Raw genomic sequence first — 17,773 nt, 5'->3', positions numbered from 1 at the left:
GCTGGTGCGGCCGCGCTGTGGGATAGGCCTATGAACGAAAACGCTCTGGCTTGGCGGGGCTTGACAGGAGGGCATGCCGCCAAGCTGATCTGCGCGGATCGACATCCGGCAGCGCCGGACAGCCGGCGGCGAAGGAGGCACATATCCGTATGAGCATAGTGGCAGCGCAAAAGCGGGCGGGCGATCCGCAACAGAAAACCGCTACTGAAAAGCATCCGACCGAAAGGCGCGGGCGCAAGGCTTCAAAAGAAATCAGGCAGTTGCAACTGATCGAGGCTACGATCGATTCTCTGGCCAAGCGCGGCTATTCAGACACCACCATGGCCGATGTGGCGGACGGTGCAGGCCTGTCGCGCGGCATCGTCAATTTCCATTTCGAGAGCAAGGACAAGCTGCTCGTCGCGACCTTGCAGCATATGTACGACGAATATGCCGCGCACTGGCGAACCGCGCTGGACAAAGCGGGTGACGACCCGGCTTCGCGGCTGCAGGCGCTGGTCGCGGCCGATTTCGACCGCTCGATTTGCAACAAGCGCAAGCTCGCCGCCTGGTGCGCCTTCTGGGGCGAGGCCAAGTCCCGCCCGACCTATCAGGCGCTCAGCGGCGCGCGCGACAAGGCCTATCAGGGAACGATCGTGGAATTGTGCGGCCTGCTCAAGCACGATGCCGGCTACGGCTACGATCCGGAATCGATCGCGCTGGCGCTTAGCGCCATGCTGGAAGGCTTGTGGCTCAGGCTGATGATGGGCACGGAAGACGTGTCCCGCGAGATCGCGCTCAACGGCGCCAATGCCTTTCTGGCATCGGTCTTTCCAAAACACTATCCGCGCGAGGGAACGGTGCGGAGTACGGCCCGATGACGGGCTTCTGAAATCAAAAAAAGGGAGGATGGAAGAATGAACAGATTAACCCGACGCCTGACACTGACCCGACGCTTGACACTGACATTGGCGCTGGCAGGTACGCTTGCCGCATCGGCTGCGGCATTTGCCGTGGCCGAGGATCAGAGCCTGATCGTGTTCGACTGGGCCGGCTATGAGGACCCGAGCTTCCATCCGAAATATGCCGAGAAAAACAAGGACGCGCCGACCTTTGCCTTTTTCGGCGACGAGGACGAGGCCTTTGAAAAGCTGCGCTCGGGCTTCAAGGCCGATCTCGGCCATCCCTGTTCGCAAAGCGTGACCAAATGGCGTGAGGCCGGGCTCTTACAGCCGCTGGATACGTCACGCATCACCGGCTGGAAGGACCTCAACCCCGGCATCATGGCGATGAAGGATCTCGCCACCACAGCAGACGGCAAGGCATGGTTCATGCCGTGGGACTGGGGCGACACCCAGCTCACCTACAATTCCGAAAAGGTCGACGAGAAGGACGTTCACTCGCTGAAAGCCTTCGCCGATCCAAAATTCAAGGACCGCGTCTCGATCGGCGACAATGTCGACGATGCCTATGCCTTGGCCAGCCTCGCTATCGGCCTGAAGGATTGGACCAAGATGACCGACGACCAGTTCAAGCAGGCGTCCGACTTCCTGCGGCAGGTGCACAAGAACGTCCGCTTCTACTGGACCGACACCACCAACATCGTCCAGGCGCTTTCCGGCGGCGAAGTCGACCTGGCATGGGCCTGGAACGATGCGACCACCCAGTCCGTGCTGGCCGGCGCGCCGATCAAGGGCAAGAAGGACACCGATGAAGGCATCTCGACCTGGGTATGCGGCTACGTCATGTTCAAGGATGCGCCCGGCAGCACCGACAAGGCCTATGACTTCCTGAATGCGGTCAACGACCCGGAAGTCGCCAAGACGCTGGTCGGCGACTGGGGTTACGGCCAGGCCAACGTCAAGGGCATGGAAGGCGTAGATCCCGCGGTGCTCAAGGCGAAGGGCTACGACGACGTCGACAAATTCGTCGACAAGACGCTGTTCCAGTCGCCTGTTCCATCCGACCTGAAGCTCAAGATGATCGCCGAGTTCGAGAAGATCAAGGCGGGCTATTGAGCGCCACTATCGAACGCACGAATGTCGTCATCGTCGGGGCCGGGTTCACCGGCCTCGCTGCCGCACATGAACTGAAAAAGGCCGGCGTCGACTTTTTGCTGGTTGAAGCCCGCGACAGGGTCGGCGGACGCGTCGAGGCGACGCTGAACGGGCTTGGCGAAAAGATCGACAGCGGCGGCCAGTTCCTGTGCGACGACATGCCGGAATTGCTGGCGTTGGCGCGGGTCCGGGGAAGGACGCTGGTCGAGGCCTATGTTGAAGGTGAGTTTGTCTCGCAACCTGAAATGCCGGACGGCGAAGCTGAAAAAATCTATGCGACCTCGATGGCGATCCGCGACCGCATGAACCGGATCGAGCCTGCCGATCCAGCGTTCGCGGGGCTGAGCGTCGCGGCGTGGCTCGACAAACAACCCGATACGGCCAAGGCCAAAGCCGCCTTCCGTTCGATGATCGAGGGGCTGTGGTGCCAGGCACTGGAGAAAATACCGCTGTGGCACCTAATCAGCAACGACCGCCGCATCATCAACGAAGCGCCGGAATTGCAATATTTTGTCCGTGAAACCATGCATTCCCTGGCCGAAGCCATGGCCGGCGACCTCGAGGGACGTGTCCGCCTCGGCCGGCCGGTAACGCGTATCGTCCATGGTCCCGGCGGCGTGCGCGTCATGGCGCAGAACGAAGAGATCGAGGCCCGAGCCGTGCTGGTCGCCGTGCCGCCCATGGCCACGTCAAGCATTGCGTTCTCGCCGAAACTACCGCAACCCCTTGCCCATGCGCTGTCTGTCTGGCGCAGCGGCACGGTGATCAAAATCCTGGTGCGCTATTCGAAGCCGTTCTGGCGCGAGCGCGGCCTGAGCGGCATGGTCGTCTGGAACGAACTGCCCGGCCTATATGCCTGCGACGTAAGCGCGGACGACGAGCATGCAGCACTTGTCGTCTTCGTCGGCGGCCTGCTTGCCGTAAGATGGGGAGGCTTCGACGCCGCCGTGCTGCGCACCGAAATCGCCAGGCGCTTGGTGGCTGCACTTGGCAGCGAGGCCGGCGACATGCTCGATTTCAGCTTTCGCGACTGGACGGACGACCGCTGGAGCGGCGGCGCCTATAGCGATCTCATTCTCGATCCGGATGCGACCGACGCAGAAGCGTTGCTGCTGGCCGGCGCGCCGCCGGTGCATTTTTCAGCATCGGAACTGTCGCCATCCTTCCCCGGCTATATCGAGGGCGCACTCGTCGCCGGCCGCATCGCCGCGCGAAAAATCATCAAGCTTCAGTCCGCCATCGCCACCAGCGCCTCGGGGTCGTAGGCGAGGCGGATCGTGGCGCCGACAGGAATGTCGTCGGCGCCGAAATCATTAGTCTCGGTCACCGAAAGCGGGCTTTCCAGCCCCGGTATCTCGACGATCAAATGGGTGATTTCGCCGAAATAGTGCCGCTCGACCACCTTGCCCGCCACCTCGAAATCGGCCTTGTCGTCGTCCCACAGAACGCGCAGGCGTTCCGGGCGGATGCCGAGCGTGGCGGCGTTCCCGTTGCGGACGAACTCTTTCGGCCTTGCCGTCCTGACGCGGCCGAACCCTTGCGTGTCGACGGTCAGCGACGTGTCGCTTTCCTCGACGAGGTCGGCCTTGACGAAATTCATGCCGCCGAGGAAATCGGCGACCTGGCGGTTGGCGGGATGCTGGTAGATTTCCTTGGGGGAGGCGACCTGAGCGATCTTGCCGCCGAACATCACCGCGATGCGGTCCGACATAGCGAGCGCTTCATACTGGTCGTGCGTCACCAGAATGAAGGTGATGCCGACGGCCTTTTGCAGGCGCCGCAATTCCACCTGCATCTGCTCGCGCAATTTCTTGTCCAGCGCCGAAAGCGGCTCGTCCAGCAACAGCACCTTGGGCCGCATGACCAAAGCGCGCGCCAGCGCCACGCGCTGCCGCTGGCCTCCCGACAATTCCGTTGCGCCGCGTTTTCCCAAGCCGGTCAGCGACACCTGTGCCAGCGCCTCTTCGACGCGGCGCTTTTCCTCCGCCTTCTCGAGTTTGAGGCGCTTCAGGCCATAGGCGACGTTTTGCTCGACATTGAGGTGGGGAAAGATCGCATAGCTCTGGAACACCATGTTGGTCGGGCGACGGTTGGCGGGAATGCCCTCCATCGGCTGGCCGTCAATGGCAATCGAGCCGCTGGTCGGGTTATCGAAGCCGGCAATCATGCGCAAAAGCGTGGTCTTGCCGCAGCCGGAAGGCCCGAGCAGAGAAAAGAACTCGCCCTCGCGAATCGTCACATTGGCGTCGTCCAGCGCCTTGAAGGAGCCGTAGCTGCGGGTGACATGGCTGATCTCTATCATCGTTCGTTCGGGCATGGTTCGCTCGGGGCTCGCGCGTTCAAGCATAGAGGCCTCCCTCATTGTGGGTGCGGTTGGCCGCGCGGCGGCGCAGGATCTCGGCAAGCGTCATCAGGACGAAGGAGGCAACCAGCAGCAGCGTGCCCAGCGCCAGCACGCCCGGCAGTTTCGCGGCAAACCGCAACTGGCCCCAGATGTAGATCGGCAAGGTCGCGTCCGTGCCGGTCAGGAAGAAGGCGATGATGAATTCGTCCAGCGAGATGGTGAAGGAGACCAGCAGGCTGGAGATGATGGCCGGCGCCACCATCGGCAGCGTCACGCGCCGAAACGTGCCGAAGGCCGATTCGCCGAGGTCGGCGGAAGCTTCTTCCAGGCTGCGATCGAAGCCTTCGAAACCGGAGATGAGCACCGTCATCGAATAGGGGATGCAGATCAGGATATGGCCAAGGACGACCGTGAACAGCGAGAGGCTGAGGCCAAGCTGCAGCATCACCAGAAGCATGGAGATGGCGATGATGATTTCCGGCAGCACCAGCGGCGCCATGATCAGGCCGTTGATGGGGCGGCGGCCGGGAAAGCGGTAGCGGGTGATGGCGCGGGCGGCGAGAATGCCGAAGGTCGTGGCCAGCACCGAAGCCGAAACGCCGACGATCAGGCTGTTCCAGGCGGCATCGAGCAGGGCCGGCGTATGCGGCAGTTGCTCGTACCATTTCCAGGTGAAGCCCGAGAGCGGAAATTTCGGCGTCGCCGCCGTGTTGACCGAGAAGATCGGCAGGAAGATCACCGGCAGGTACAGGAAAATGACATAGAGCAGCGCGTAGGTGCCGAGCCAGCTGCCGCCGGGTATGAAACGGCGCAGCCTCTTCATCGCGCTAACTTTGCGGCGGAGCGCAGGATGAATACCGCGGCCCCGGCCATGGCCGTGACGACGACCATGGTGGTCACCGAAAGGGCAGCCCCCAGCGGCCAGTTGGCGGCCTTGCCGAACTGGACCTGGATGGCGTTGGCGATCATGACGCCGTCCTTGCCGCCGACGAGCTTGGGCGTGACATAGTCGCCGACGGTCGGGATCATGACGATCAGCATGGCGGAAATGACGCCGGGCATGGATAGCGGCAGCGTCACCCGCAGGAAACTGCGCAGCGGCCCGTCGCCCAGATCCTTTGCCGCCTCGACCAGCGTGCGGTCGACCTTTTCCAGCGAGACGAAGATCGGCAGCACGGCGAAAGCCGCCCAGGCATGGGTCAGCGTGATGATGACGGCGCTCGAATTATAGAGCAGCGCCGTCGTCGGCTCATCGGTGATGCCCAGACCCATCAGACCGGAATTGAGCACGCCATTGTAGCCGAGGATGACCTTCCAGGCCATGACGCGCAGCAGGTAGCTGGTCCAGAACGGGATGGTGATGAGGAACAGCCACAGGCCTTTGCGCTGGCCGCCGTGGAAGGAGATGTAATAGGCGATCGGATAGGCCAGCACGACGGTGAAGAAGCTGACCATCACCGAGATGTAAAGCGAGCGCCACAGAAGGTCGCGGTACATCGGCTCGGTCAGCGCGATGCGGTAGTTTTCCAGCGTGAAGGTGCGGTCGATGGTGAGGTAGTGCTGCGTCCAGAACGAATGGGCAATGACGACGAGAATGGGCATCGCCAACAGGACAAACGCGTAGAGGAAGGTCGGGCTGATCAGCGTCAGGCCCTGCACGGCTTCGGATTGCAGAAGGACGTTGCGGCGGGCTTTCGTCATGCCCCGCCGGGGCGACCGTTCCGCCAGCGCCGTCATTGCGGGGCGCCTCGCATAGTGCGGTTCTCGGTTCCTGGCATTGCGTGCCGCCCCCTTTGCGCGCCGGATGTTCCCGTTCCGGCTTTCTTTCATCATGCGCGCATTCCTGCATTGAAATCAAGCATTATTTCTGCAATATTGATTGAACGGACATTCAAAATGGCGTGAAGAAAGGGATGATTTCCAGGCCGTTTCGACCGGTACGGTCGATTGGAAATTGCTCTTGTTCCCATGAGTCCACTGGCACGATGAGAGGCAAGCAATGGCTGCGGCAAGAGATATGAGATCAGGCGATGCGGGCGAACCGGGCGACGATGCCGTCGAACTGGCCACGCGCCATCTCGTCCAGCCATGGCCTTATGCGGGGTCGGTCGGCGCGGAAGCGCGCACGCTGATCGGCGAGGGGGACGGCATCTACATCACCGACGCCGCGGGCAAGCGGCTGATCGACGGACCGGCCGGCATGTGGTGCACCAATGTTGGCCACCGCCGCGAGGAAATGGCGCGCGCCATGTACGAGCAGGCCATGGCGCTGTCCTACAACACGCCATGGTACACGATGAACGCGCCGTCGGCGGAACTCGCCCGGCGTATTGCCGACCATGCGCCCGGCGATCTCAGCCATGTCTTCTTCACCACCGGCGGCTCGACCGCCGTGGAAACGGCGCTGCGTTTCATGCAGTTCTTCAACAATGTCAAAGGCCGGCCGGAAAAGAAGCTGGTCCTGTCGCGCGGCGGCGCCTATCACGGCTCCACCTTTCTGTCGGCGTCGCTCAACGGCCGCGCCCGTGACCGCGACTGGATGGACGGCGTCGACGGTCTGGTCGTCAAGCTGTCCTCGCCCGATCCGTTCCGCCGCCCTAGGGGCATGACCATCGAGGCTTTCGCGGACTTCCTTGTCGATGAGTTCCGCGACACGGTCTCCCGTATCGGGGCCGACAAGATCGGCGCTTTCGTCGGCGAGCCGGTGCAGGCGTCGGGCGGCGTCATCGTGCCGCCGCAGAACTATTTGAAGCGCATCCGCGAGATTTGCCGCGACAACGACATCCTTTTCGTGTCGGACGAGGTGGTGACGGCTTTCGGGCGGCTGGGGTCGGTCTTTGCTTCGGGCGATTGCTTCGGCATCGATCCGGACATGATCACCTTCGCCAAGGGCGTCACTTCCGGCTATTTCCCGCTCGGCGGGGTCGTCATCTCCGAGCGCCTGCTGGAGGAACTGCGCCGCTCCAACCATCCTGACGCGCTGTTCGGCCATGGTCTGACCTATACCAGCCACCCGATCGGCTGCGCGGTGGCGCTGAAGAACCTGGACCTGCTGGAGCAGGGCGTGCTTGCCCATGTCCAGGATGTGGCTCCGTATTTCCAGGCGCAACTGAAGGCGCTGGAGGAATTGCCGCTGGTCGGTGAAGTGCGCGGCATGGGGCTGATGGTCTGCGTCGAATGCGTGGCCGACCGCGACAGCCTCGATCCGCTGGAACTCGACAAGAATGTCGGTGCGCGCATCGACGCGCATTGCCAGGATCTCGGCCTTCTGGTGCGGCCGCTGATCAATATGTGCGTGATGTCGCCGCCGCTCATCATCACGCGCAGCCAGATCGACGATCTGGTCGGCATTTTACGCGAGGGCATTTCCCGCACCATGGACGATCTGCGCAAGGAAGGCGTCTGGCAGGGGTGAGGGGACTGCCTGTCGGGGTGGCAAAGTGAGGTAAACCCGTTTCGGGGGCTCACGCCCCCGGAGCGGCAGCCTTATCCGCGCTCCCGCAGCGCCTCGTTGACGCCGGCCATCTCCCGCTCGTCGGGCGCCGTTTCCATCGTCAGGACCGGCAACTGCCGGCGCAGATGGTCGTGGTGGGTGCGCACGCCATATTCGAGGTCGGACAGGTAAAATCCCTTGAAGGATTCCGACAGCATGGATTCGTTGGACCAGACGGTGAGTTGCACGTCCTCGTTCTGGGTGTCGCGGTCGATGCGGTATGACAGGTAACGGGCGGCGGCCTGCTCGCGGCTTTCGTCGCGGTAGCGGTAGATGCCGCCGCGCAGCAGCGTCTCGCCGGTCGATAGCGGAAATTCCTGATAGAACTGCACGGATTCCGGCATCACCGAAAACACCGCATTGGGGAAGATGCCGTAATAGACCCAGGCCTGCTTCAGATGGTCGGGCAGGTGGGCGGGTTCCGGCGCGATCTTGACATAGTTCTTGACGCTCCAGCGGCGGCCCGCATGCGGGTTGTAGGTAGCGAAGGAGCGCGACAGCCCGTCGACGAAGGGTTCGTCGAAATAGGTCGCGCCATACAGATCCTGCAAAGCGGGGTGCGCCATGGCGACGTGGTAGCCTTCATTGTCGACGTCGCGCACCGACTTCCAGTTCACCGGCGACTTCTGCGTCCAGATGCCGGCGGCAGGCACCATGTCCTCGGGTTTGTAGTGCGCCATTTCCGCTGCGATCGGCTTCAGCAGATCGGCCACCGAGGGCTGTGGACCCTTGCGGAAGCGGATGAAGATGAAGCCCATCCAGATTTCGAGATCGAGCGGCAGCAAACCGAACTCGGTCTTGTCCATTTCGGGAAAGGTTGCCGGCTGGGCAGCACCCCGCAGCGTGCCGTCGAGATTGTAGACCCAGCCGTGAAACGGGCACACCAGCGCGTTCTTGCAGGTGCCTTTGTCCTCGGCGACGACGCGGCTGCCGCGGTGCCGGCACATATTATGGAAGCCGCGCACCACGCCGTCCTTGCCGCGAACGATCAGCGCTCGCTCGCCGACCACGTCCATGGCAAGATAATCGCCGGCATCGGGCACGTCGGAAACATGGCCGGCAATCTGCCAGTGATTGCGGAAGATGTGTTCCTTTTCCAGCTCCAGCAGCGCCTGCGAGTGATAGCTCCAACCCGGCAGGCCCCGACGGTCCCAATCGTTGGGGATCACCACGTCGTGCAGGTGCAGGTTCATGCCTCGTCTCGGCTTTTTGTTGAATGTTCATTCAATAAAAGCACATTTTACATTGAAATGCAATGGCTTGTGAAATTCGAGCATTTTCTCGGCCCTGGCTTTCAAGCCTCTATCGATGAAATTTCACCGATTTTTCCGCAGCTTAAGCCGACCTTTCGCGCCGGTCCGCACCAACAAAGTGGGTAGGCCCGTCCTGTGTGAAAAATGCCGTCCGGACCGTTGACTATCTTGCAATCGGCCGATGCGGGTCTATGGTTAACAAATCATGAATACGCTGACGATCGACATCAGAAAAGCCGAGCCGCGCGACGCCGCCGAGATTGCCGATGTGCATCGTCAGGCATGGCGCGGCGCCTATGCCGGCCTCATCCCGCATCGAGCGCTGACCTCGATGATCGAACGCCGTGGCAGCGACTGGTGGGCAAACGCCATCCGCCGCGCCGCGACCGTCCTGGTCGTCGAGATCGGCGGCAAGATCGCCGGCTATACGACGCTGGGCAGGAACCGCGCCCGCGAACTGCGGCAGCAGGGCGAGATTTACGAGCTTTACCTGCGCCCCGAATACCAGGGTATCGGGCTTGGCAGCCGGCTGTTTGCCGCTGCGCGGGCACGGCTTGCCGACAATGGCCTCAAGGGCATGGTGGTGTGGGCGCTGGAAGACAACCAGAACGCGCTGGCCTTCTATGCCGGGGCTGGCGGCCGCGATGTCGCCGAAGGCGTCGAGGTTTTCGAGCAGAAAGCCCTGAAGAAGGTGGCTTTCGTCTGGGAATAACCGGCAGTCGGTCATTCCATTTAAATTGGCCGTCTTTGGCTTTTTGAACGATTCGCCGCATTGCCTGCCGTCGCCGTAGCCGCTATCGGTCCCGGATCGACAGAGGAATCCCCGCCATGCGCATTGAAGCCATCGCCACCGGACATAACGCGCCGGAAGACGTCAACGTCATCATCGAAGTTCCGGTCGGCGGCGAGCCGATCAAATACGAGATGGACAAGGATGCCGGCACGCTGGTCGTCGACCGTTTCCTGTACACGCCGATGCGCTATCCCGGCAATTACGGGTTCGTGCCGCACACGCTGTCGGGCGACGGAGACCCGATCGACGTGCTGGTCTGCAACACGCGCGCGCTGATACCGGGCTGTGTCATCAATGTCCGGCCCATCGGCGTGCTTTTGATGGAAGACAATGCCGGCATGGACGAAAAGATTATCGCCGTGCCGTCGCCGCATCTGACCAAGCGTTACGAGAATGTGACGAACTATACCGACCTGCCGCAGATCAGCCTCGACCAGGTCGCGCATTTCTTCGAGCACTACAAGGATCTCGAGCCCGGCAAATGGGTCAAGCTCGGCGGCTGGCAGGATGCCAGCTACGCCAAGAAGATGATCGTCGAGGCCATCGAACGCGCCAAGGGCAAGTAGGCCCCCAGCAGGCCGACGCTATCGGTTCGTAAAAGCCTCGCGGATGGCATCGGCCATGCCGTCGATGGCCTCGCCCGAGGCCGACGGGTTGCGGCGCAGCACGACATTGGACGAATCGATGTCGCCGAAACCGTCGGCGACCGTCAGTTCCCGACAGCCTTCCGGAATGTTGCTGCGCGAGATCGGCGCGATGGCAAGACCGGCGGTGACCGCCAGTTTCAGGCCGCCGGTGGTGTCGCTCGTATAGGCGACACGGTGCGCAAGCCCGCGCTGTTCGAGTGACTCCATCGCAAAATCGCGGCACCAGCCGGCGCGGCTGTAGAGCGCGATCGGCACCGGCCGTTCCTCATGCATCGGATGCAGCGTCGAGGTTACCCACACGGTCGGATCGTGCATCAGCACCTCGCCGCCCGCAAAATCCTGCCACTCGAACACCACCGCCAGATCGAGATCGCCGGCGGCAAGCGCCTGCATCTGCGAGGCCGAATGGGCATAGCGCACCGTGACCTCGACCTGCGCGTGCCGCCTGGAAAAGGCGCTGAGTGCCCGCGACAGGATCGAATGGCCGTATTCTTCCGGTATGCCGATGCGTACCGGGCCATCGAGCGGCGGCGCGGTCATCGCCGCCGCCGTCTCGTCCAGCAGCAAGATGACGCGGCGGGCATTGTCGATCAGTTCACCGCCGCGCCGTGTCAGCGCCACCCCGCGCGAGCCGCGCTCGAACAGCGCCTCGCCGACCATGGTTTCCAGCTTTTTCATCTGCATCGACACGGCCGACTGGGTACGGCCCGCCTGCTCCGCCGCCCGCGTGAAATTGCCGGTTTCGGCCACCGCCACGAAGGTTCGTAAAAGATCGCTGTCGAGAGGAGGCCGCATTGTCCTTGCCATAAGCAAATTTGATTGCTGGTATCATTTCAATTCGTTTGCATCATGTCAAATACCGACGGATAGTTGGCATTCCTCACTTTGCCCGTCACCTTCAAGGTGGCGGGTTCTTTCTTCACAGGACCACCGCGCGATGCCGCTTCGGAGATCGTGACCATGCGGGACAGCTTGCTGCGCGGCATCGCCTGCCTATGCCTGGGCGTGCTGGTGTTTTCGCTTCAGGACCCGATCATCAAGGCTGTTTCGGGCCGCTATCCGCTGACGCAGGTCATGGCGATCCGCTCCATCGTGGCGTTGCCGATCCTGCTGGCCATCGTGCATTACGAGGTCGGCCTGCGCGCCCTCCTTTCGAAGCGGCTCGGCCTGCTGACGCTACGCGCCACCATCCTGTTTTCCTCCTACACCTTGTACTACCTGGCCATTGCCGCGCTGTCGCTGGCCGACGCCATCGCGCTCTATTTCATGGCCCCGCTGTTCATCATGGTGCTGGCAGGTCCCTATCTCGGCGAGCGCGTCGCGTGGCAGACGCTTGTCACGGTTCTGGTCGGCATGGTCGGCGTGATGATCATGCTGCGGCCGGGCGCCGGCCTGTTCGACTGGGCGGCGCTCTTGTCGCTCGGCTCCGCCCTGCTCTACGGCTTCTCGCAGCTCATGGCGCGCAAGATCAGCGACACGGAAGCCGCCAGCATCATGACGTTTTACCAGAACGGCGTCTATCTGGCCGGCGCGGCCTTCGCCGCCATCCTGTTTCATCTCGCCGGGATTGAAAGCGCCGTGCATCCGAGCCTGGAATTCCTGGTGCGGCCGTGGATTTGGCCGACACTGCCCGATTTCGCGATGATGGCGGCGTGCGGCCTCATCGCGTCCGCCGGCATGATCCTGCTATCGCAGGCCTACCGCCTCGCACCCGCCAACCGGGTCGCGACCTTCGAATATACCGGCATCCTGTGGTCGCCGCTCTGGGGTTTTTTATTCTTCGCCGAAGTGCCGAGGCATACCACCGTTATCGGCGCGACGCTGATCGTCGGCGCGGGGCTGTTCGCACTCAGCGTGGGACGGCGCAGGGATGCCGGTGTCGCCTTGGGCGATCCGGCGTAACCGGGCAACCAAAGTGCTAGAGCGTCCTTTGTGCGTCCAATAGGACGCACGGCGCTCTAGGCGAAACAGGCCAGCGCCTGCTCGACCCGCGAGCGGATTTCGGCCAGCGTAAACGGCTTCTGGACGACGTCGAGGATGATGCCGTTGAGTTCCTCGGCGCGTTCGCGCTGGTCGGCATAGCCGGTCATCAAGACGATCTTCAGGCCGGGAAATTTATTCGCCGCCGCCTTGGCCATCTCGATGCCGTCCATCTCGGGCATGCGAATATCGGAAACGACGATATCGTAGCTGCCCCGTGCCTCGGTGATGAGGGCAAGGCCTTGCGCCCCGTCCTCGGCCATATCGACGCTGTGGCCGGCGCGCTCGAAGGCGCGGGCGCAAAGGGTGCGGACGGACGCGTCGTCCTCGACGATCAGAAGCTTTGCCATGCGCAGATGTTTGGCGGGTAAAAGTTGAATTTTCCTGAAGCCGCCGAGAGTTTAAGCGTCGCCGCGCACGATGCCTACAAATGGCAGTTCGCGAAACGCGTGGCCGGCATCCATGCCGTAGCCGACGACGAAATGATCGGGGCAGTCGAAGCCGACATAATCGGCGTTGAGATCGGTCTGGCGGCGCATGCGCTTGTCGAGCAGCACGGCGATGGAGCAGCTTTTGGCGCCGCGCGACAGCATCAGTTCGCGGGTGAAGGTCAGTGTCTTGCCGGATTCGAGAATGTCGTCGATCAGCAATATGTCGCGGCCGGCGACCTCGTTGTCGATGTCGCGCAACACCCTAACCTCGCCGCTGGTGGTGCCCGCGCCGTAGCTGGAAATGAAGATAAACTCCATCTCGGGCGACAGGCCGACATCGTGCATGGCGCGAATGAGATCGGCCGCGAAGATGAAGGAGCCTTTCAGGATCGAGATCACCAGCAGGTCGTGATAGGCGTGCCCGGCTATTTCCTTGGCCAGTTCCAGGTTGCGCCGGGCAATCGTCGACGCTGAAAACAGGACTTCGATGTCCTTGCCGCGCACAACTGGCATGTTCGCTTCTCCGGAATTGTAGCCTATTCGGCAAAAACGACCGAAACGGTCTTCACTCCGTTCTTAGGCACGTCCAGGCGGCTCGAAAAGGCAAATCTTTCGCCTGGGGCCAGCGGATAGCCGGCTGTCCCCAACGTATAGCGCGTGATCCGCTCGTCCGTGCCGGTGACCTTGATGACGAGCGGCGGCAAGGGCGCGGCGTCGGGGCCGTCATTGGCCGCCTCGCCATCGACGAAAAGCAGGGTTTTTGCGCCAGAGCCGTCGACGCGCGACTTGACGCCGGTAAGGCTGAACGTCGCCTGCACCTGTCTGGCGGGTGCAAACAGTGGGGCTTGGGCTTGGCGCACCAGCGCGTGGCCGCCCGATACCCAGAAGGCGGCGATCGCGGCACCGACCCCGGCGATCCAGAAGATCGGGCCGCCGCGCACCGTCCGGCGCGGGGCGGGCGCGCCGTCCTGCCTGCGCAGCATGTCCATGCCCTCCACGGAAGGCGTCGGCGTGCTGCGCGGCGATGGTGGCTGAGAAGCGGGCGCGCGCTCGCCAAGCTGTGGCAGGATTTCGTAGTCGGCATCGATAATATCGCCGGTGGCGGGCGGCACCGTGCGCTCGGTCGCCGTGCCGGCCATGATTTCGCCGGAAACCGGGCGTGCGGTACGCGTGTCAGCCATGCTGGCCCTTATTCGCCCCAGTTTTCCATGTATTTCATTTTCGTAAAGAGAAATGGTTAACATTTCCCGACCGGAGCCTTCGTGAACAGTTCAAAACATGCGAAAATTAACCGGCAGTTAACCATGTCGACCCATGGTCGGCCGGAAAGACAGGGGTGGTTCGCCGCTCTAGAGATTTTAGGTCGCCGAACGTGATCCGCTTCGAAAATGTCGGCCTCCGCTATGGCATGGGTCCGGAGATTCTCCGCGACATCTCCCTGCACATCCCGGAGCGTTCGTTCCAGTTCCTGACCGGCCCTTCGGGCGCCGGCAAGACGACGCTTTTGCGCCTGTTGTTCATGTCGCTGAAGCCGACCCGCGGGCTTATCACCATGTTCGGCAAGGACCGCGCCCGCATCTCCCGGACCGAATTGCCGCTGTTGCGCCGCCGTATTGGCGTCGTGTTCCAGGATTTCCGCCTGCTCGACCACATGACCACCTACGAAAACGTGGCGCTGCCGTTGCGCGTGCGCGGGCGCGAGGAGGCGAGCTACCGCACCGACGTTATCGAACTGCTGAAATGGGTAGGGCTTGGCGAGCGCATGCATGTGTTGCCGCCGGTTCTTTCAGGCGGCGAAAAGCAGCGTGCGGCCATTGCGCGCGCCCTGATCGAACAGCCGGAAATCCTGCTGGCCGACGAGCCGACCGGCAATGTCGATCCGCCCCTGGCGCGCCGGCTTTTGCGGTTGTTCATCGAGCTTAACCGGCTGGGCACGGCGGTGGTCATCGCCACCCACGACCTTGGCCTGATGGAGCAGGTCGATGCCCGCCGCATGATTCTGGCCGGAGGAAGGCTGGACATCTATGACTGACACCTTCGCCGACGAGCCGCATCAGGAGGAAATCCGCGAAAGCGGCATGGACCAGTCCGGCTCCCGGCACCGGCAGCAGCGCAAGATGGCCTCCATCGTGCCGGCGCAGAACATCGCCGGCCGGGCACTGGTGCTGGTCATCGCCATCATGACGTTCCTGTCGTGCCTGACTTTCGGCGCGGTAACGCTGGTGCGCGACACAGCTTCGGTGTGGGAGAACCAGATCTCGCGCGAGGCAACGATCCAGATCAAGCCGGTCGACGGCCTCGACATGGAGGCGGCGCTCACGACCGCGCAAGGGCTCGTCACCGGCTTTCCCGGCGTGACCGGCGCCAGGATCATCGATCGCGAAGCGACGGCACGGCTTTTGGAGCCATGGCTGGGAACCGGATTGAACATCGACGAACTGCCGGTGCCGCGCCTGGTCATCGTCACCATCGACGAGAGCAATCCGCCCGATTTCGCGGCCATCCGCGCCGCCCTCTCCGATAAGCTCTCGAGCGCTTCGCTGGACGATCACCGCACCTGGGTCGACCGGCTTGTCGCCATGGCCCATACCACGGTGACCATCGGCGTTGCCGTGCTGGTGCTGATGCTGTCGGCAACGGTGCTGACCGTGGTGTTCGCGACGCGCGGCGCCATGGCCGGCAATGGCCATATCATCGAGGTGCTGCATTTCGTCGGCGCTGAAGCAAGCTTTATTGCGCGCGAGTTCAGGCGGCACTTCCTGCTCACCGGCATGAAGGGGGCCGCCGTCGGCGGTGTTGCGGCCATCTTCGTCTTCGTGATCTTTTCGTGGTGGTCGTCGCGCAACATGGCGACGCCGCAGGCGGACCAGGCGACCGCGCTGTTCGGCAACTTCGCCATCGGCTCGGCGGGGTATCTCGGCGTTGTGCTGATGGTGCTGGTGATCGGCGCGCTGACCGCCGCGACCTCGCATGCAACGGTCGTTGCCTATCTCAGCGACATCGACGTTCGCCAGCACGACCCGACATGATCACGACCAGAAATATCAGCGTTCCAGAAAGTGTGGAATTTCGCTACCCACGGCAGCCTTTCGAGGTTAACCATCGCATCATGAACGGTCAGGATTCGATCGAATCGGCTGCTGAGACGCCGACGGTATCCAGCGGCAACGGCAAGGCGAAGCGCTTGCGGCCGGCCTTGCGGGCCGCCGCGCTGCTGTTCGCCGGTGCGGCGGTGCTGTTTGCGGGCGGTTTCGGCTGGTTCGCCAACCATGTCAGTCATCTGGCGACGCCTGCCAATCCGGAAAAAGCCGACGCCATCATCGTCCTGACCGGGGGCACATCGCGGCTCGATGCAGCGATGGACCTGCTGGAAACCGGCAAGGGGCAGCGGCTTTTGATCAGCGGCGTTCATCCATCCGCCACGCGACGGCAATTGCAGATAGCGACCGGCGGCAACAAGAGGCTGTTTTCCTGCTGCGTCGATATCGACCATGCCGCGCTCGACACCATCGGCAATGCCGAGGAAAGCGCCAAATGGGTCGATAGCCATGCCTATGGCACGGTGATCCTCGTCACCAACAATTACCACATGCCGCGCAGCCTGCTGGAGATGGGCCGGTTATTGCATAACGCCAGGCTCGAGCCCTACCCGGTCGTCAATTCCAATCTCGACAATGGCGGCTGGCTGACCAAGCCTGAAGCGCTGCGGGTGCTGTTTACCGAATACAACAAATATCTCGTGTCACTGGTGCGCGGCGTTCTGCCGGTGCCTTCCACGTCGCGAAGCGTCTCGCTGGCCGGGATGAATACACGCTAGCGCTGCATAAGGGGACGCACGCCGTTTCCTTTTTGCGTGGCCTTGGTGTAACCAGCATGAACTATCCTCACCGGACCGTTCCGCATGCTCCAAATCCGTTCGCTGGCGTTCAACTTCGTCTTCTATGCCAGCCTTATCTTGCAGATGCTCTTGTGGGCGCCGTTCTATTTCCTGTCGCCACGGCATCGCGCATGGTTCGTGCCGAAATTCTGGGCGCGCAGCAGCCTGTGGCTCTATGCCAAGATCGCCCGCACGCGCAGTGAAATCACCGGTCAGGAACATTTGCCAGAAGGGTCGTTCATCCTCGCCCCCAAGCACCAGTCGTTCTGGGATGTGATGGCGTTCTTTCCCTATCTCCACGACCCGATCTATATCCTCAAGCGTGAACTGACATGGATCCCCTTCTTCGGCTGGTATGTCATGAAGATGCGCATGATCCCGGTCGACCGGGGCAGCCGTTCGAAGGCCCTCAAGATCGTAGTTGCCGCCACCAACAAGGAGATGGCGCGAAATCCGCGCCAGCTTATCATCTACCCGGAAGGCACCCGCCGTCCGCCGGGCGCGGAACCTGCCTACAAATACGGCATTGTCGAACTCTATAACCAGCTTGGCGTACCGGTCGTGCCCGTCGCCCATGTCGCCGGGCTTTACTGGCCGCGCCGCAAATTCCTGCGCTATCCCGGCACCATCCATGCGCGCTTTTTGCCCGCCATCCCACCCGGCCTGCCCAAGGACGTATTCATGGCGCGGCTGATCGGCGAAACGGAGGAAGCCTGCGACCAGTTGCTGGTCGAGGCGGCCGCCGCGCAGGATGCGCCGCCGCTGCCGCCGACGGCTGTCAAGCGGCTGGAAGAACTGCGGGACGCCGGAAAGGCCTAAGAGACCGTTTGGAAATTCTACCCTGCCGGTCATCTGGCGTGGTTTTCTGCGCTTCCGGTGCTCACGTACTGTAGTACGCTCCGCTCGTCGCCGGTGGCGA

General features: G+C 62.5%; 19 protein-coding genes. 11 read left to right on the top strand and 8 right to left on the bottom strand.

Going from position 1 to position 17,773, the window contains the following annotated elements:
• Nucleotides 1–149 precede the first annotated feature (149 nt).
• The 3 genes from betI to ACX3P0_RS10010 are packed head-to-tail and all read left to right on the top strand — an operon-like array spanning nt 150 to nt 3,301.
• Nucleotides 150–860, top strand: coding sequence for a transcriptional regulator BetI (gene betI, locus ACX3P0_RS10020; protein WP_459088088.1), 711 nt, complete (start codon nt 150–152; stop codon nt 858–860).
• A gap of 36 nt (nt 861–896) precedes the next feature.
• Nucleotides 897–1,997: an extracellular solute-binding protein gene (locus tag ACX3P0_RS10015; RefSeq protein ID WP_459088087.1), complete on the top strand. Its 1,101-nt coding sequence runs from the start codon at nt 897–899 to the stop codon at nt 1,995–1,997.
• A complete protein-coding gene (locus ACX3P0_RS10010; RefSeq protein ID WP_459088086.1) occupies nt 1,994–3,301 on the top strand; it encodes a flavin monoamine oxidase family protein in 1,308 nt (435 codons plus the stop codon). The genes ACX3P0_RS10015 and ACX3P0_RS10010 overlap by 4 nt, the downstream gene beginning before the upstream one ends.
• Here the strand turns inward: ACX3P0_RS10010 and ACX3P0_RS10005 are convergent.
• The 3 genes from ACX3P0_RS10005 to ACX3P0_RS09995 are packed head-to-tail and all read right to left on the bottom strand — an operon-like array spanning nt 3,265 to nt 6,117.
• Nucleotides 3,265–4,338 (bottom strand): ABC transporter ATP-binding protein, encoded by a 1,074-nt coding sequence (locus tag ACX3P0_RS10005; RefSeq protein WP_459088241.1) that lies wholly within the window; start codon nt 4,336–4,338, stop codon nt 3,265–3,267. The two genes, ACX3P0_RS10010 and ACX3P0_RS10005, sit on opposite strands and share 37 nt — an antisense overlap.
• Before the next feature lie 37 nt (nt 4,339–4,375).
• Nucleotides 4,376–5,203: an ABC transporter permease gene (locus ACX3P0_RS10000; protein ID WP_459088085.1), complete on the bottom strand. Its 828-nt coding sequence runs from the start codon at nt 5,201–5,203 to the stop codon at nt 4,376–4,378.
• Complete coding sequence (locus ACX3P0_RS09995; RefSeq protein ID WP_459078967.1) at nt 5,200–6,117, bottom strand: ABC transporter permease; 918 nt, start codon at nt 6,115–6,117, stop codon at nt 5,200–5,202. Before ACX3P0_RS09995 ends, ACX3P0_RS10000 begins: the two co-directional genes overlap by 4 nt.
• Nucleotides 6,118–6,379: 262 nt before the next feature.
• On the opposite strand from ACX3P0_RS09995, the gene ACX3P0_RS09990 reads away from it, so the two are divergent.
• A complete protein-coding gene (locus ACX3P0_RS09990; protein ID WP_459078968.1) occupies nt 6,380–7,795 on the top strand; it encodes an aminotransferase in 1,416 nt (471 codons plus the stop codon).
• A 71-nt stretch (nt 7,796–7,866) separates the two neighbouring features.
• On the opposite strand, the gene ACX3P0_RS09985 is transcribed toward ACX3P0_RS09990, so the two are convergent.
• Nucleotides 7,867–9,066 carry an aromatic ring-hydroxylating oxygenase subunit alpha gene (locus tag ACX3P0_RS09985; RefSeq protein WP_459088084.1) on the bottom strand — a complete coding sequence of 400 codons (1,200 nt, stop codon included), beginning with the start codon at nt 9,064–9,066 and terminating at the stop codon, nt 7,867–7,869.
• A 265-nt stretch (nt 9,067–9,331) separates the two neighbouring features.
• Between ACX3P0_RS09985 and ACX3P0_RS09980 the strand changes: the two genes are divergently transcribed.
• Nucleotides 9,332–9,838 carry a GNAT family N-acetyltransferase gene (locus ACX3P0_RS09980; protein ID WP_459088083.1) on the top strand — a complete coding sequence of 169 codons (507 nt, stop codon included), beginning with the start codon at nt 9,332–9,334 and terminating at the stop codon, nt 9,836–9,838.
• Between the two features lie 116 nt (nt 9,839–9,954).
• A complete protein-coding gene (gene ppa, locus ACX3P0_RS09975; protein WP_459078971.1) occupies nt 9,955–10,485 on the top strand; it encodes an inorganic diphosphatase in 531 nt (176 codons plus the stop codon).
• 18 nt (nt 10,486–10,503) lie between these two features.
• On the opposite strand, the gene ACX3P0_RS09970 is transcribed toward ppa, so the two are convergent.
• Complete coding sequence (locus ACX3P0_RS09970; protein WP_459088082.1) at nt 10,504–11,361, bottom strand: LysR family transcriptional regulator; 858 nt, start codon at nt 11,359–11,361, stop codon at nt 10,504–10,506.
• A 165-nt stretch (nt 11,362–11,526) separates the two neighbouring features.
• Here ACX3P0_RS09970 and ACX3P0_RS09965 point away from each other — a divergent pair, with 165 nt between their 5' ends.
• Entirely contained in the window at nt 11,527–12,468 is a 942-nt protein-coding gene (locus tag ACX3P0_RS09965) for a DMT family transporter (protein ID WP_459078973.1), read from the top strand.
• Between the two features lie 56 nt (nt 12,469–12,524).
• On the opposite strand, the gene ACX3P0_RS09960 is transcribed toward ACX3P0_RS09965, so the two are convergent.
• The 3 genes from ACX3P0_RS09960 to ACX3P0_RS09950 are packed head-to-tail and all read right to left on the bottom strand — an operon-like array spanning nt 12,525 to nt 14,158.
• Nucleotides 12,525–12,896: a response regulator gene (locus tag ACX3P0_RS09960; RefSeq protein ID WP_459078974.1), complete on the bottom strand. Its 372-nt coding sequence runs from the start codon at nt 12,894–12,896 to the stop codon at nt 12,525–12,527.
• Nucleotides 12,897–12,947: 51 nt separating this feature from the next.
• Nucleotides 12,948–13,490: a hypoxanthine phosphoribosyltransferase gene (gene hpt, locus ACX3P0_RS09955; RefSeq protein ID WP_459088081.1), complete on the bottom strand. Its 543-nt coding sequence runs from the start codon at nt 13,488–13,490 to the stop codon at nt 12,948–12,950.
• Between the two features lie 23 nt (nt 13,491–13,513).
• On the bottom strand, nt 13,514–14,158 hold the full coding sequence (locus ACX3P0_RS09950) for a protein kinase family protein (RefSeq protein ID WP_459088080.1): 645 nt from the start codon (nt 14,156–14,158) through the stop codon (nt 13,514–13,516).
• 191 nt (nt 14,159–14,349) lie between these two features.
• Between ACX3P0_RS09950 and ftsE the strand changes: the two genes are divergently transcribed.
• The 4 genes from ftsE to ACX3P0_RS09930 all read left to right on the top strand — a co-directional run bounded on the left by ftsE (nt 14,350) and on the right by ACX3P0_RS09930 (nt 17,673).
• Nucleotides 14,350–15,009, top strand: coding sequence for a cell division ATP-binding protein FtsE (gene ftsE / locus ACX3P0_RS09945; protein ID WP_459078977.1), 660 nt, complete (start codon nt 14,350–14,352; stop codon nt 15,007–15,009).
• Entirely contained in the window at nt 15,002–16,006 is a 1,005-nt protein-coding gene (locus tag ACX3P0_RS09940) for a cell division protein FtsX (RefSeq protein WP_459088079.1), read from the top strand. Before ftsE ends, ACX3P0_RS09940 begins: the two co-directional genes overlap by 8 nt.
• An 80-nt stretch (nt 16,007–16,086) precedes the next feature.
• Nucleotides 16,087–16,794 (top strand): YdcF family protein, encoded by a 708-nt coding sequence (locus tag ACX3P0_RS09935; protein ID WP_459088239.1) that lies wholly within the window; start codon nt 16,087–16,089, stop codon nt 16,792–16,794.
• An 84-nt stretch (nt 16,795–16,878) separates the two neighbouring features.
• Nucleotides 16,879–17,673 (top strand): lysophospholipid acyltransferase family protein, encoded by a 795-nt coding sequence (locus ACX3P0_RS09930; protein WP_459088078.1) that lies wholly within the window; start codon nt 16,879–16,881, stop codon nt 17,671–17,673.
• The last annotated feature ends 100 nt before the right edge of the window (nt 17,674–17,773 follow it).

The organism is Mesorhizobium sp. A556 (assembly GCF_054489545.1).
The sequence above is the reverse complement of the archived record's forward strand: the minus strand, read 5'-3'. Positions and strand labels throughout refer to the sequence as shown.

Coding starts and splice junctions, on each gene's coding strand:
- ACX3P0_RS10015 (WP_459088087.1), top strand. CDS start 897: ATGAACAGATTAACCCGACGCCTGACACTGACCCGACGCTTGACACTG.
- betI (WP_459088088.1), top strand. CDS start 150: ATGAGCATAGTGGCAGCGCAAAAGCGGGCGGGCGATCCGCAACAGAAA.
- ACX3P0_RS10000 (WP_459088085.1), bottom strand. CDS start 5,203: ATGAAGAGGCTGCGCCGTTTCATACCCGGCGGCAGCTGGCTCGGCACC.
- ACX3P0_RS09960 (WP_459078974.1), bottom strand. CDS start 12,896: ATGGCAAAGCTTCTGATCGTCGAGGACGACGCGTCCGTCCGCACCCTT.
- ACX3P0_RS09995 (WP_459078967.1), bottom strand. CDS start 6,117: ATGACGGCGCTGGCGGAACGGTCGCCCCGGCGGGGCATGACGAAAGCC.
- ACX3P0_RS09970 (WP_459088082.1), bottom strand. CDS start 11,361: ATGCGGCCTCCTCTCGACAGCGATCTTTTACGAACCTTCGTGGCGGTG.
- ACX3P0_RS09985 (WP_459088084.1), bottom strand. CDS start 9,066: ATGAACCTGCACCTGCACGACGTGGTGATCCCCAACGATTGGGACCGT.
- ACX3P0_RS09935 (WP_459088239.1), top strand. CDS start 16,087: ATGAACGGTCAGGATTCGATCGAATCGGCTGCTGAGACGCCGACGGTA.
- ACX3P0_RS09930 (WP_459088078.1), top strand. CDS start 16,879: ATGCTCCAAATCCGTTCGCTGGCGTTCAACTTCGTCTTCTATGCCAGC.
- hpt (WP_459088081.1), bottom strand. CDS start 13,490: ATGCCAGTTGTGCGCGGCAAGGACATCGAAGTCCTGTTTTCAGCGTCG.
- ACX3P0_RS09990 (WP_459078968.1), top strand. CDS start 6,380: ATGGCTGCGGCAAGAGATATGAGATCAGGCGATGCGGGCGAACCGGGC.
- ACX3P0_RS09965 (WP_459078973.1), top strand. CDS start 11,527: ATGCGGGACAGCTTGCTGCGCGGCATCGCCTGCCTATGCCTGGGCGTG.
- ACX3P0_RS09980 (WP_459088083.1), top strand. CDS start 9,332: ATGAATACGCTGACGATCGACATCAGAAAAGCCGAGCCGCGCGACGCC.
- ACX3P0_RS09940 (WP_459088079.1), top strand. CDS start 15,002: ATGACTGACACCTTCGCCGACGAGCCGCATCAGGAGGAAATCCGCGAA.
- ppa (WP_459078971.1), top strand. CDS start 9,955: ATGCGCATTGAAGCCATCGCCACCGGACATAACGCGCCGGAAGACGTC.
- ACX3P0_RS10005 (WP_459088241.1), bottom strand. CDS start 4,338: ATGATAGAGATCAGCCATGTCACCCGCAGCTACGGCTCCTTCAAGGCG.
- ACX3P0_RS09950 (WP_459088080.1), bottom strand. CDS start 14,158: ATGGCTGACACGCGTACCGCACGCCCGGTTTCCGGCGAAATCATGGCC.